This window comes from Methylobacter arcticus (assembly GCF_050917435.1).
Lineage (GTDB): Bacteria > Pseudomonadota > Gammaproteobacteria > Methylococcales > Methylomonadaceae > Methylobacter_A > Methylobacter_A titanis.
Genome location: NZ_CP159583.1, coordinates 2,746,069 through 2,759,602 on the forward strand (window position 1 = coordinate 2,746,069; position 13,534 = coordinate 2,759,602).

Here is a 13,534-nt window from a genome sequence, read left to right on the forward strand (position 1 = left end):
ATGACCAAGGAACCCTTTTTTCGTCTCAATCAAGAACCTGAGGCCCTGAGCGGCTTTTCCCGCACCGTCGCAGAAATTGAATGGTTACTGCTGGTCTTGATGTTGTTCTATCTGGTAGTGGGCCATACCGAGGAAAGCGTTAAAATTTTTTTATTAGGCGGCCTCTGCGCTTTCGCAGGCTTCGTCATAGCATTCCATTACTTCAACTTTTTTACCCAAGCCAACATTTGGAAGCTAGCCTTAGAAACTTGGGTCATGATCTTGTTAATCACCTGGTTTGTCTGGCACACCGGACGCCAAGACAGCCTGTTGCTTAACTTGTACTTTCTACCCATCATTACCAGCGCCCTGGCTTTAGGCAAGCTAACGACATTATTGGAAGTGCTATTAATCGGCAGTTGCTATCTGTATTTGGGCAAAAACGACCTAGCTGGCGGCGAGTTCTTTTCCCTAAGCCAAAGCAGCGTCCTGTTGACGTGGCTATTTCCTATGTTACTGGTGGGTTACATCACCACCATGTTGTCTAACGACATCTACCACGCTTTCAGCCGTATCAAAACCGCCGCGCAAACCGATGAATTAACTAATCTCTACAACCGCCGCGCCTTCATGGAACTATTGGAAAAACAATTGCAGCAAGCCCGGCGCGGCGGATATACTTTCAGTCTATTACTGGGAGATTGCGATAACTTAAAAAGCGTCAATGACCAATACGGTCACGAAGCAGGCAACCTGTTATTGCAAACTATCGCCGATAACTTTCGTCACTGCTTAAGAGGCTGCGACACCGCAGCCCGCTACGGGGGCGACGAATTCACCGTATTACTGCCGGAAACCACTGTAGAAGCGGCAGAACGGGTGGCAAAGCGCATCAAAGATACATTGGTCGCAAGCAGTTTCAACTACCGAAGCAACGCAATCACCACCGATATCAGCATCGGCATTGCCACCTATCCACAACACGGCGACACGGCTGAAGCATTGTTACATCATGCAGATCAAGCCATGTATGCCAACAAGCGCGAAAGTAAAAATCAAGTTGCCGCACAGGTCGCGATCTAATGAATCTTCTTTTAAAGCCCGGCAAGGCATAGCACCCTACCCCATGAGAAACAATTCCTTAATTAATAGCTCAACGCCCCCAGTTACCATTAAACTCAAAATAAACATAGCCAATGATATTGTCATTATATTGAGATTGTTCAATACGAATTTGTTCATGGCGGTTAACCCCTGGCAAATGATTCAAAGGGTTATTCTGATTAAGCGATGTTAAAGTTTGATGACACCGCTATTAATTTTCTATGACACGGCAATGCGGCGTTCATTTAATACAACCCATCAATCACCAACTGGCCTAATCGAATAGGGCGCAGGATTTTGGCAAAAAATCGCATGATTGACTCTTTACTCTTTACAAAAACAAACACCGAAGTACTGATGTCGATACCACCTGCTTGATGGTGGCAACAGGTTTTCACGATGTTCACGCTCCGGCGTCGAAATTTCAAAGCAGCATCACCTTTGTTTAATACAAAAATCGCCAGCGCATCGATTTACCTCAACGGTAATATGTGACAATTTATTAATGCCTCCGTAGCGAAACTCTTTTAATAGCTCCTTATAATATTCCGGCGCTTTGGGATTATGCGAGACTAGCGAGATAATTATCGCAAAATGACCAGGACCTACCCGCCAGATATGAAGGTCTGAAATACGATTGTCGGCGTCATTTTCTATTTTTTCTCTTATCGCCAATTTATATTCCAATGCTATGCTTTCATCAAGCAATACCGGACTGGTCTCTGTCAGTAACAAATACGACCATTGAAGGATAATCAATGCCCCCACCATACCCATAACCGGATCCAGCCAATTCCAGCCATAATATTTACCCAGTCCCAGTGCAATAATGGCCAGCACTGAAGTCAATGCATCGGCAAGTACATGCAGATAAGCCGCTTTAAGATTATGGTCATGGTGATGATCAGCGTGACCATGTCCATGATGATCTTTAAGCAGCAGCGCACAAATCAAGTTAATCAATAAGCCGAAACCAGCAATGGCAATAGCTTCATTAAAATGAATGGTGTGCGGATGAACGATGCGCTGCCCTGACTCAACCAACATAATCAAGGCTACAACGCCCAGAACAATAGAACTGGTATAGCCCCCCAGAACACCCACTTTTGCGGGACTGAACGCAAAGGTCTGATCATGCGCATGAACGCGGGAATAGCGATAAGCAATCAGAGTAATAATGAACGCGGCAACATGTGTGCCCATGTGCCAGCCATCGGCCAGCAGCGCCATCGATCCAAACAAGTTGCCCGTGATTATTTCCAGAATCATGGTAAAAAAAGTGAGTACCAGAACCAGCTTGGTTCGCCGCTCCCCTTTTTTATTAAGGGCTGAAAAATTGTGTTCGTGCTTCAGAATATCTAATGTGTGCGCATGCATTCCGAACCCTGTTTTTGTATTCGTTAAACTAACCAGTCCAATAAAATAGTGTGCTGCGCCTATTTCTTTTGATCAGGCCGTAATGATGACGGAAATTCTATTTTATAGAATAACCATCGCTTTTGATAAGGATTATTTGGCAGGGTCTGATCGCAAACTCAAACTGACAGGCATAAAAAAGGGTTATCATATTGATAACCCTTCTAATAATGGCGTCCCCAGGGGGGTTCGAACCCCCGTTACCGCCGTGAAAGGGCGGTGTCCTAGGCCACTAGACGATGGGGACTAAACTGGTTTAGTCAGCCTATACTTAACTGTACATCAACTTACTTATTTATGCTTCGAACAGCACAAAAAGCAAAACTATAAAAAAAGGCCTATGCTTATAGGCCTTAATATAATGGCGTCCCCAGGGGGGTTCGAACCCCCGTTACCGCCGTGAAAGGGCGGTGTCCTAGGCCACTAGACGATGGGGACTAGAACTGATCAACTATTGGTGGAGCCAAGCGGGATCGAACCGCTGACCTCAACACTGCCAGTGTTGCGCTCTCCCAATTGAGCTATGGCCCCTAAGTTGAGAACCGGCATTGTACATTAATTATCCATCCTGTCCAATACTAATTTAAATTATTTATATGATTTATGGCTCGCCGTATTCTCGCCAAAGTCTTTTCTTTACCCAGCAATGACAAGGTAATATCAATCGCCGGCGAAACCGCTGAACCGCAAACGGCAACGCGCAAAGGCTGAGCAATCTTACCCAGACCTAGCTCCATGGTTTCAGCCAGATTCAGTACAATCTGATGCAACGCCTCACCCTGCCATTCTGTTACCTCAGTAAAGTCATCATGCAACCGCGCCAAAACCTCTGCCGCAGCTGGGGTAAAATTCTTTTTAGCCGCTTTTTCATCATAGGCGTCAAAATCCTTGTAAAAATAAACGCTGGCAGCCGCTATTTCAACCAGGGTCTTGCAGCGTTCGCGTTGCGCCTTGACCATATCGACAAGACTCGGCCCATCGGTAGGATCGATACCCAGTTCGCCCATGTGCCAGCTTAAATGACGCGCCACATGAGCAGGATCGCTAGTCATAATGTAATGATGATTCAGCCATAACAGCTTTTCGGTGTTGAATGTAGATGCCGACACATTGACATTTTCCAACGCAAAATGTTCAATCATTTCATCAACAGAAAAAATCTCCTGATCGCCATGCGACCAACCCAGACGCACCAGATAATTCAACAAGGCTTCGGGCAAATAGCCGTCGTCACGAAATTGCATCACGCTGACCGCGCCGTGGCGCTTTGACAACCTGGCGCCATCAGAACCGAGGATCATCGGAAGATGCGCGTATTTGGGCAGTTTGGCACCTAGGGCTTGAAGAATATTCATCTGCCTGGGCGTGTTATTGATATGATCATCACCGCGTATCACATGGGTGACCTGCATATCCATGTCATCAACCACCACCGTTAAATTATAAGTCGGTGTGCCATCGCCTCGGGCGATAATCAGGTCGTCCAGTTCTTTGTTGCCGACTACAATGTCGCCTTTAATCAAATCGGGAATGGTTACAGCCCCGTCAACAGGATTTTTAAAACGGATGACGGCTTCCCGATCATTCTTAAGCTCATCAGAATCCCTGCATTTGCCGTTATAGCGCGGCTTTTCCTTATTCGCCATTTGCTCGGTACGCAACTGCTCCAGTTCGTCTTTACTGCAATAGCAGTAATAGGCATTGCCCTGATCCAGCAACTGCTGAATAATCTGTTTATAGCGATCGAAATGATGGGTCTGATAAAATGGCCCTTCGTCATATTCCAGCCCCAACCAAGTCATGCCTTCCAAAATAGCATCGACCGATTCCTGCGTGGACCGTTCCAGATCGGTATCCTCGATCCGTAAAATAAACTTTCCTCCGTGTTTACGCGCATAAAGCCAGGAAAACAAGGCAGTGCGGGCACCGCCTACATGCAGATAACCCGTTGGACTCGGGGCAAAACGTGTTTTTATACTCATTTGATATTATTTCGTCAGTAAAATTCTGTTGGCGTATTCTTTCGGGATTTGCTTAGAGGCAGTCAAGCGCATCGCTTGATAATTAAAAGCAATCGCTCCCTTAGCGGCGGCATTCTTGCCCAAAATAGCCAATGAAGGGCCATGTCCTTGGGCGGCAGCTTTTTGGTACCACGCTGTCGCCATTTTAACATCATTTTTCACACCGATGCCCCGGTCGTATAGCGCCGCCATAACCACTTCAGCCTCAATAACGCCTTGATTTGCAGATTTTAACATCCACTCGGCAGCTTTCTGCTCATCTATTTCAACGCCGTTACGACCTAATAAATACATCGACCCCAATTTAGCTTGAGCCATTGCATAGCCTTGTATTGCGGCTTGTCGAACATCATCCTGCAGTGCTTGTTGTTCTGCTTGCACACCCGGGCTAAGCAACAATAAAAAAGCTAACATGAATAATTTGAACATCAATGGAACTCCCTTTTTCTTTAATTGAAAAACCCGCATTATTTCACGCCGGGAAGCAAAGACAAATTATCCGTAAAACAAACTACCGCTAAAATCAATTATTAAGTTGCCAGTATTGACCTGAATGTAACCAATCATATTGTTACAATAAGTATTTCCACTGATTTTATAAATAAGTTGATTCCTATATCCTGTAGCCGTTAACATTCCAATTGATTGCTTTAGGCTTACCTGTTCCATTTAACGCCAATGGCTGCAGGATAACATCATGTTATCTTAAACGATTTGGTAATCAGGAGATATTCCATGAAAAAAATATTTATCATTGCAGCCGCTATTGCCAGTGCACTTCTATCGGGCTGCGCTTCGCAACCGTTGAGCACTTTCAATGCATTTCACCCGGCAGAGCTAAACGATTTGGTTGCTTCAGGACAGTACCTACAAAAAACCGATAACTTCTTTGTCCTCAATGATTCCTCATCATCAATGGCCGAAACTTATCATGGTGCAGGCTACCCGGCCCAGCCCTCCCCGACTAAACTCTCCGTCGAAAAAGAAATCCTGAGCAGAATAAACCTAACCCTTCCTGACCTGAAAATGACCTCAAGCATTCGCAGCTTTGGCTTCGGCCCCTGTCTGGACTGGGGATTCACCCGGCTTAATCTAGCACCGACCCCCTACTCAAAGTCATCATTCGGTAGCGGTATCGATACATTGACCTGCGCAAGCGGCGGCTCACCGATGATTAACGGAATTGAGGGAACAGCCGACGATTTAGCAAACACAACCGGCAACGTCGCCGTTTTGATCCTCAGCGATGGCTATGGACTGGACGCTAATCCTTATGCCGCCGTTCAATCCCTGAAGCAACAGTATGGCGACAGATTATGCGTTTATACCGTCTGGGTAGGCAACGAAAAAGACAGTCAAGGTCAAATCGTATTAAATAACCTCTCCAACATGGGCGGTTGCGGATTTAGCACCACGGCTGATCGGATTTCCAGCAGCGCCGACATGGCCAAATTTGTACAAAGCGTTTTTCTAAAATCCGGCACACCACCGGTTGCCGACTGCTCAATGCTCGATGATGATGCCGACGGCATTAATAATTGCGATGATAAATGCCCCGACACCTTAAAAGGCGCTCACGTTAACCCATTCGGCTGCTGGATTGTTGATATAAAATTCGACAATGATAAGAGCGACATCAAACCCTATTACTATACTGAACTCGATAATGCCGTTAGCGTCATCAAACACAATCCCGGCATCAATATTGAAGTACAAGGCCACACCAGCAGCACCGGCACTGCGGCATACAACCAAGCATTATCCGAACGCCGCGCACTGGCGGTTAAAAACTATTTAAGCGACAAATACGTCCATGCAGATACCGCATTGACCGCACGCGGATACGGCTTAACCCAACCTGTCGACACCAATGAAACCGAAGCAGGCCGGGCCAACAACCGCAGAGTGGAGCTGAAAGTATTTAAGTAAAGTTAACCGATACAGCCAAACCGGAAACGCTCTAAAGGGCGGGGTTATTACCCGCCCTTTTTTATCTGCGCCACAGCAACGATTTGATTCGGACAGCCTCTCAGGAAAGTTGCAGATCCAAATCTACAAGCTTAACTTCAGCAATTTCCTTGTCTGTCACTAACGCACTACAAATGCCCTGCCCTAAAGCTATATCCCGCACCTGCCACATTGCAGCCTGACCGCAATCAACCGGAACCCTTAAAAACCCAGCCTGGTTTTCAGGATTAACCACACAATGATTTAACCCTAAGGCGATACCGCGTCCAGTGGCTTTAACGAAAGCCTCCTTACGCGTCCAGAAGCGATAAAACTCGACTATTTTTTGAGCTTCCGGCAGCTGGTTCCAATAAGCGACCTCTTCTTCAGCAAAACATTTGTCGACCAGCGCTGCTAGACTGGCTCTGGGTTTACAGCACTCCACATCCACACCTAACTGACAGTTCCAGCCTACGGCAATTACCATCGTATTGGCTGAATGGGACAGATTGAATACCAGCTCGGGATTATCGGCAAGATAGGGTTTGCCGTGTTCGGCTTTTTTTATACTGATCTTTTCCGGCGGCAAATTAAGCGTTTGAGCTAACACGTTTCTTAAGCGACCATGCACTTCGACATAGCGCTTGCCTAGCCAATCGTATTTGAATTTCTCGGCTTGTGCCTGCTCGACTGCATCGAGAACGCGCCAGTAGTTTTGATAATGCTCATCATCGGCAACAACATTGCCATGCCATATTTGGATAGTATCGGTATTCATGATCCTGAAGTTTTCGCTGGCTTTCTCATTCCCACGCACCCTGTCACTGTGCCATTAAGTTAAGCCGAAAGTCGTTATGGTCGAATGTTGTGGGCGCGAATTTATTCGCGCAGTAGATTTAAAAGCGCGAATAAATTCGTTCCCACAACATAAACTTAATGCCCAACAACAGCCCGGCCCTCGCCCCGACGATCACTGGCCGCAGTCAATTGACCCGTGGTTTTATTCCACTGTACCGCCTGCATATTGCCGTAATGATAACGCGCCGCTTTCAGCTGATGCCCCATTGCGGCAAGCCGGGTTTGCTCATCCGCCGTCAGTGCGCCTTGTTCATATTCAATCACATCCGGCATAAATTGATGATGAAAACGCGGCACTTGCACCCATGAGTCCGGCTCATGGCCTTTGGCAAAATCCAGCGCGGCTAACAGCACCATCGAAATAATTCGACTGCCGCCCGGCGTTCCCAACACCGCGACATGATGCCCGTCATCAAGAAAAGTGGGCGTCATACTGGACAACATACGCTTGCCCGGCGCGATCGCGTTGGCGATACCGCCTACCAGTCCGTAACCGTTCATAGCGCCCGGCAGACTGGCAAAATCATCCATATGATCGTTCAGCAATACGCCGGTTCCAGGCGCCACCAAACCCGCACCAAAAGGAAAGTTAATACTTAAGGTTGCGGCAACCCGATTGCCTTGCTCATCAATAATCGAAAAATGGCTGGTATTGACACCCTCAGGCTGCGGTTGAATTTCTCCTGACAGCATGCCGCTGGGCAACGCTTTATCGAGTCGCAGACTGCTGCGCAATCCGGCCGCATAATCCTCGTTTAACAAGCGCCTAACCGGCATGTCGATAAAGTCCGAATCGCCCAGATACAAGGTCCGATCATGATAAGCACGGCGCATGGCCTCGACGATAAGATGCTTTCGGGTTGGCTCATCGGCCTGCGTCAAATCATAGCCGGACAGAATATTCAGTGCTTCAATCAACACAATACCGCCGGATGACGACGGCGCGGCGCTGGTGATTTTTATGCCGCGATAATTACCCGTTACCGGCTCCCGTTCGACAATCTGATAAGACGCCAGATCCTGTTTTGTCCAGATGCCGCCCGCCTTGTTGACGCCCGCCACCAGCTTATCGGCTACTTCGCCGCCATAAAATCCATCCCGTCCCGAATCAGCCAATTGCCTTAAGGTATGGGCCAAGTCTTTTTGCCTGAGTATTGAATAAGCCTCGGGAATATCGCCATCAGTCAAAAATATCCGTGCAGTCTGCGGGTGTTTTTTGATCAGCTCAGCCCTGAACTTGAGTAGCTTTCGATGTCTTTCACCGATGGCGAAACCGCTTTGTGCCGCCCTTATCGCAGGTTGCAGACTTTCCGCCAACGGCAAGCGTCCGTATTTTTCCGACAAATGCACCAGAGCCGCAGGCAGCCCGGGGATCGCAGCCGCTAACGCGCCATCGAGCGATAAACCGGGAATCACCTTGCCGACCTTATCCAAAAACATCGTCTGATGAGCCGCCAACGGCGCTTTTTCGCGCCCGTCGATCATGGTTTCAAAACCATCCTGCTCCCTGTGCAACAACCAGTAACCGCCACCGCCCAGCCCAGAACCGGAGGGTTCAACCACTGCCAATGTTGCACTGACCGCCACGGCCGCATCAAAAACATTGCCGCCTTTATCCAAAACCTCAAAACCGGCTGCCGTCGCCAGAGGATGCGCACTGGCAATTGCAGCACGGGTTCGATCCGCATAAACCTGCGCAATCCCAAAAACGGTTGTTATAAGGAGTACGGCACAATATTTCTTAAACATCTTTTCCTCAGATTAAATTTAGTTGATGCAATTAAACCACATTTGCAGGGTCTCGTTAGCTTGATGCTCAACTGATTTTTTAGGACGCTCAATAAAGCCAAAGCATTAGGTATTCGTACTAATATTTTTTTTTATTTTCCTATTTAGAATACATAGTGTTGCTTTTGTTTCATACATAACTCAAAGGGCGATCCTTAATCACTATAAAGAGGTGAAAAATGACTGTAACTGCTAAAAAAACTAAAAATCAGGAAGTTTCAACGTCTGACGAAGACCGCTCAACGATATATCTTCCTGACCGTGACGCCAAGATTGCGGAAATAGCCTATCACAAGGCCGAAAGCAGGGATTTTGCACCAGGCTATGAACTTGAAGACTGGCTTGAGGCCGAACGGAAATTTTTGCTGTAACAATACAACCGGATACAAGTCGCGATGCCTCGTTAGGCTACTATTTTACAATCAATTTACCGGAGTAAATTATGTCAAATAAAGAGATAGATACCACAAAAAAAAGTTCTGAATTATCACCCAAAACATCGCTAGGCGGACTGGCGTCGTTCGATGAATTTGATCATTTTTTTGATGATTTCCTCTCCCGCAGATGGCCGCGCTTGCTGGACTGGAATGTACCTACCCTGCCGGAAATCAGCATTCCAAAAGTCGATATTCTCGATCACGACAATGAAATAGAAGTTCAGGCGGCATTGCCGGGCGTTAAAAAAGAAGACCTGGAGGTATCCATTAACAACCAGACCATTACCATCCGCTCTTCCACCAAGGAAGAAAAAAAAGAAGGGGGAAAAGGCAAATATTTTCGCCGCGAAATATCGCATGGCGAGTTTCAGCGCACCCTGTCCTTACCCAACAATGTCGATGGTGACAAGGCAAAAGCATCGTTTAAAGACGGCATATTGAAAGTAACCATTCCCAAAATCGAAAAGAGCAAGCGCAAAAGCATCGAAATCAGTTAGTTGCACAAACCGGAAACATTGAAAACGGATAAATACGAATAACAAGGCTTAAAACGACTTTGCCACACCGGCATTTTCTCCTGGAGAAAACCAATGAAAAATGAAACCATTGCCGCTTTAGCCGCTGCACTCGTGATTGCTCTGGGAATACAAGCTTATATGACCTATCGACTGAATGACCGGCTTAATAAGCTGGCCGAGCCGTATAGTCAGACTGAAGCTCCACAAACCAAACCATCGAATCGTCCCAAGTCGGTTATGGATGACGAATTCTTTAAGGGACGGACCTGGAATCCTTATGCGGAAATCCAGCACATGCAAAATCAAATGGAACGAATGTTCGATAATTCATTTTCGCGTTTTCATATGAAAACCCCTTTAGGCAATTTAAGCGCTGCACCTGACGTGGATTTACAGGAAAAGTCGGATCGTTATATTGTGACGGTGAATGCGCCCGGTGCCGATGAATCATCCATGGATGTAAAACTAGAAAATCAGGTCTTGCGCATTTCCATTAAAACCGAGCATGCAAAAGATGAAACGGATGATAAAAATGGTAACTACCAATACCGGGAGCGTTTCGTCGGTCAATTCCAACGGGCATTAACCCTACCTGGCCCTATCAACGCGGCCAAAATGACAACCGAATACCATAAAGGTGTGCTGACCATTACGATTCCCAAGACATAGTTTTTAGCCCCTGATAATTTCACTTGATATAGCAGGCTTCACGATGATGCGAATATTTCTTTTTCTGGCGACCAACGTCGCAATAATGGTTGTGATCAGTATTGTCTTTAGCCTGTTGGGCTTAACCGGTACTTTAGATGCTCAGGGCATCAATATCGACCTTAACGCACTGCTGGTCATGTCGGCAATCATCGGCATGACCGGCTCGGTCATTTCCTTAGCCATGTCGAAGTGGTCGGCAAAACAGGCCATGGGCGTTCAGCTTATCGAGCAACCACGAAACCAAACCGAGCAATGGCTGCTGACTATTGTAGCTAAACAAGCTCAACAGGCGGGCATCGGCATGCCGGAAGTCGGTATTTTTCAGGCGCCGGAAGCCAACGCCTTTGCTACCGGAATGAACCGGAACAGCGCCTTGGTAGCGGTCAGCACCGGTTTGCTGCAACGCATGAGTAACGATGAGGTTGAAGCCGTGATCGGTCATGAAATCAGTCATGTCGCGAATGGCGATATGGTGACAATGGCCTTGATGCAGGGCGTGGTAAACACCTTCGTTTACTTTTTTGCCAGCATCATCGGTCATGTGGTTGACAGGGTCATCCTCCAAAACGAACGGGGGCATGGCATGGGTTATTTTCTCGCCCAGATGGTTGCGCAAATTGCCTTGGGGTTTCTTGCCTCACTGCTGGTCATGTGGTTCTCGCGTTACCGGGAATTTAAAGCCGATGCCGGCGGCGCCAAGTTGGCCGGTCGGGGAAAAATGATCAGCGCTCTTCATGCCTTGCAACGTGAATACAAACCGCAAGACCTGCCCGGACAACTGGCGGCTTTCGGCATTAACGGCAGGGGTGGCATCAGCAAGCTGTTTATGAGCCATCCGCCCTTGGAAGAGCGTATTGCGGCGTTACAAAATATCCGTTGAGAGGATATAGACAACATGATTTCAGTCAATGCTAAGCCATGCCGTAAAGCCAGCTAATCGGCATCAATGGATTTCAGAAGCGGCTTATTACAAAGCCCTAGCCAGAAAATTTGAGCCCGGCAAAGAATTAGCCGACTGGTTAGAGGCTGAACTAGACTATTCCAATATGCTGATAACCCTGTACATTTATATTTTAGAAGAAGACGGAGCGATAACAATTTTAAGTTTGCAACAGTTGGCAGAGTTTATCGGCATTAAAAATTCGGAGGATATTCTTTCAGAAATAGAACTGATACGAGCCATTCAAAATGCTGCCGGACATAGACCTTGCTTCCAACCTGGAATCAATATGAATTGCGAAGCAATGGAATGCCAATGGAGAGCCGAGTGCCGAAAATTGATTTCAGCATGGTATTGATGCATAGAAACTGAGGTTTCCCAGTTTTTGAGTCCGCGCAGCGTTCAAAACGTTTTACTACTCAGTTTCCACGAGCAAACTTTGTGGAAATTTTCTAACCTGACGCATCACGCTGCTTGCGGTTAAAGTTGGCCATACTCGCTTTGAAAACCCCGCCTCGGCTAACGCTTCCATAACCCAAGTATTACAATTGTTGAACAAATGATAACGCCCTTTAGCGTCGTAAAATGTACTGTATGCATACAGGCCTCGACCCAATCCGATTAAAGCGTCCTGACTGTCCCTTGCGAAAGAGCTATCGATATACCGTAACATGGACTTTAAACGCTCTCGCGGAATCCGAATACCTTCCATGTTGCTATGCCGAAAATAAAACTCGGGGCGATCACTAAGCCCTGCGACATGCATGACTGAACCGGTAAGAAAAAATAATGCTCTGATGGCCAAAAACACCGAAAAAGAATCGGCCTGATAAAAAGCCTGATCGCCCCAACCGAATTCGATAAAGCTTATATCTTCAAAATTGAACCGTAATCCCTGAATAATTTCAGTCACTGACTCGGCATCGATAACGATGCCGGCATGCATCCCGTGATCGACAATATAAATGGTTGTTTCTTCAGCTTGAGCATTTTCAACCGGAGCCAAAGAGCAGCCGCTGTGCATGAAACCAAAAACCAGAAGGATAAGCAGTTTTAGTGACATGAAAAAAGTATTTATCCCATTTTACTGAAAAAACGTTCAAATTTTAGATTCATCAAAGATGCAAGACCGGCATGCTGCCTCGTCCCGCTTGAAGGATGAACGCTACATATAATAAGTACCCCACGAAATCGGAAAAAGCTTTTTTTCAAAGACAGAGCTAAGCCATTACTTTTTATAATACTTTCACAGTGTAGCGTGAATTCTTTTATCAGGTTAAAGTAGATGCAAACAAGCGTTAAAACGATTTTTTTTCACCGAAAGGAGAGACTGTATCTTGATAGGCTATAAAAGGGTAGTGGAGCAATATTTGCCGTAATATTTCATGCTTTGTCGATTTTATTAGTACTTATAGCAAGTTATGATTTTGTAGGTTATGCGCTCAATCCTCAGGGAGAGTTTATGACAACGGTAATACACGCCGTTAATACCTTTGTTATCGCCTTAGCTATGTTTGAACTTGGTGCTGGCATTAGTAAAGAATACAGCTCTTCAGATGATGAAGAAAACATATACTCCAATATCAGAAGAATAATCACCCGATTTGTCGGAACAGCCTGCATTGCACTTGTATTGGAAGCGCTGATAATGATTATAAAATATAGTCAGTTAGAATTGGCTGGCAATCTGTATTATCCTGTCGGCATACTTTTCGGCAGCAGTTTTTTACTTGTAGCCCTCGGCGCCTTCCTTTGGTTGACGAAAGGACATAAAGAGTGAAATCTCTTCTTTGCTGTTTAAAAGCAACAAAGGAT

General features: G+C 46.4%; 14 protein-coding genes and 3 tRNA genes. 8 read left to right on the top strand and 9 right to left on the bottom strand.

Translation table 11 applies throughout. The features are described 5' to 3' along the window. On the top strand, positions 1-1,062 hold the full coding sequence (locus ABXJ76_RS13095) for a GGDEF domain-containing protein (protein WP_432741094.1): 1,062 nt from the start codon (positions 1-3) through the stop codon (positions 1,060-1,062). A 456-nt stretch (positions 1,063-1,518) separates the two neighbouring features. Here ABXJ76_RS13095 and dmeF read toward each other — a convergent pair whose 3' ends face one another. From dmeF to ABXJ76_RS13125, 6 genes are all read right to left on the bottom strand, one after another. Continuing rightward, positions 1,519-2,460: a CDF family Co(II)/Ni(II) efflux transporter DmeF gene (dmeF, locus tag ABXJ76_RS13100; RefSeq protein WP_432741096.1), complete on the bottom strand. Its 942-nt coding sequence runs from the start codon at positions 2,458-2,460 to the stop codon at positions 1,519-1,521. A 210-nt stretch (positions 2,461-2,670) separates the two neighbouring features. Continuing rightward, positions 2,671-2,746: transfer RNA gene (locus ABXJ76_RS13105), tRNA-Glu, on the bottom strand. Positions 2,747-2,861: 115 nt separating this feature from the next. Then, positions 2,862-2,937, bottom strand: a tRNA-Glu gene (locus ABXJ76_RS13110). A 17-nt stretch (positions 2,938-2,954) separates the two neighbouring features. Then, positions 2,955-3,030: transfer RNA gene (locus ABXJ76_RS13115), tRNA-Ala, on the bottom strand. A 47-nt stretch (positions 3,031-3,077) separates the two neighbouring features. Then, positions 3,078-4,481 carry a glutamate--tRNA ligase gene (gltX, locus tag ABXJ76_RS13120; RefSeq protein WP_432741098.1) on the bottom strand — a complete coding sequence of 468 codons (1,404 nt, stop codon included), beginning with the start codon at positions 4,479-4,481 and terminating at the stop codon, positions 3,078-3,080. Between the two features lie 6 nt (positions 4,482-4,487). Then, positions 4,488-4,949 (bottom strand): tetratricopeptide repeat protein, encoded by a 462-nt coding sequence (locus ABXJ76_RS13125; RefSeq protein ID WP_432741100.1) that lies wholly within the window; start codon positions 4,947-4,949, stop codon positions 4,488-4,490. A 306-nt stretch (positions 4,950-5,255) separates the two neighbouring features. Between ABXJ76_RS13125 and ABXJ76_RS13130 the strand changes: the two genes are divergently transcribed. After that, positions 5,256-6,449: an OmpA family protein gene (locus tag ABXJ76_RS13130; protein WP_432741102.1), complete on the top strand. Its 1,194-nt coding sequence runs from the start codon at positions 5,256-5,258 to the stop codon at positions 6,447-6,449. A 100-nt stretch (positions 6,450-6,549) separates the two neighbouring features. On the opposite strand, the gene ABXJ76_RS13135 is transcribed toward ABXJ76_RS13130, so the two are convergent. Together ABXJ76_RS13135 and ggt are read right to left on the bottom strand one after the other, a co-directional pair. Then, complete coding sequence (locus tag ABXJ76_RS13135) at positions 6,550-7,245, bottom strand: 4'-phosphopantetheinyl transferase family protein (RefSeq protein WP_432741104.1); 696 nt, start codon at positions 7,243-7,245, stop codon at positions 6,550-6,552. 155 nt (positions 7,246-7,400) lie between these two features. Further along, positions 7,401-9,074 carry a gamma-glutamyltransferase gene (gene ggt / locus ABXJ76_RS13140; protein ID WP_432741105.1) on the bottom strand — a complete coding sequence of 558 codons (1,674 nt, stop codon included), beginning with the start codon at positions 9,072-9,074 and terminating at the stop codon, positions 7,401-7,403. A 218-nt stretch (positions 9,075-9,292) separates the two neighbouring features. Between ggt and ABXJ76_RS13145 the strand changes: the two genes are divergently transcribed. The 5 genes from ABXJ76_RS13145 to ABXJ76_RS13165 all read left to right on the top strand — a co-directional run bounded on the left by ABXJ76_RS13145 (position 9,293) and on the right by ABXJ76_RS13165 (position 12,077). Next, entirely contained in the window at positions 9,293-9,484 is a 192-nt protein-coding gene (locus ABXJ76_RS13145) for a DUF2934 domain-containing protein (protein WP_432741106.1), read from the top strand. 71 nt (positions 9,485-9,555) lie between these two features. Beyond that, positions 9,556-10,047: an Hsp20/alpha crystallin family protein gene (locus ABXJ76_RS13150; protein WP_432741107.1), complete on the top strand. Its 492-nt coding sequence runs from the start codon at positions 9,556-9,558 to the stop codon at positions 10,045-10,047. Positions 10,048-10,140: 93 nt separating this feature from the next. Continuing rightward, on the top strand, positions 10,141-10,737 hold the full coding sequence (locus tag ABXJ76_RS13155; protein ID WP_432741108.1) for an Hsp20/alpha crystallin family protein: 597 nt from the start codon (positions 10,141-10,143) through the stop codon (positions 10,735-10,737). 43 nt (positions 10,738-10,780) lie between these two features. Next, on the top strand, positions 10,781-11,659 hold the full coding sequence (htpX, locus tag ABXJ76_RS13160) for a protease HtpX (RefSeq protein WP_432741110.1): 879 nt from the start codon (positions 10,781-10,783) through the stop codon (positions 11,657-11,659). Between the two features lie 28 nt (positions 11,660-11,687). Further along, on the top strand, positions 11,688-12,077 hold the full coding sequence (locus tag ABXJ76_RS13165; protein WP_432741112.1) for a DUF2934 domain-containing protein: 390 nt from the start codon (positions 11,688-11,690) through the stop codon (positions 12,075-12,077). 57 nt (positions 12,078-12,134) lie between these two features. Here the strand turns inward: ABXJ76_RS13165 and ABXJ76_RS13170 are convergent, their stop codons facing one another. Further along, entirely contained in the window at positions 12,135-12,782 is a 648-nt protein-coding gene (locus ABXJ76_RS13170) for a DUF2459 domain-containing protein (RefSeq protein WP_432741113.1), read from the bottom strand. A gap of 399 nt (positions 12,783-13,181) precedes the next feature. On the opposite strand from ABXJ76_RS13170, the gene ABXJ76_RS13175 reads away from it, so the two are divergent. Next, positions 13,182-13,499, top strand: a complete 318-nt coding sequence (locus ABXJ76_RS13175; protein WP_432741114.1) for a hypothetical protein — start codon at positions 13,182-13,184, stop codon at positions 13,497-13,499. The last annotated feature ends 35 nt before the right edge of the window (positions 13,500-13,534 follow it).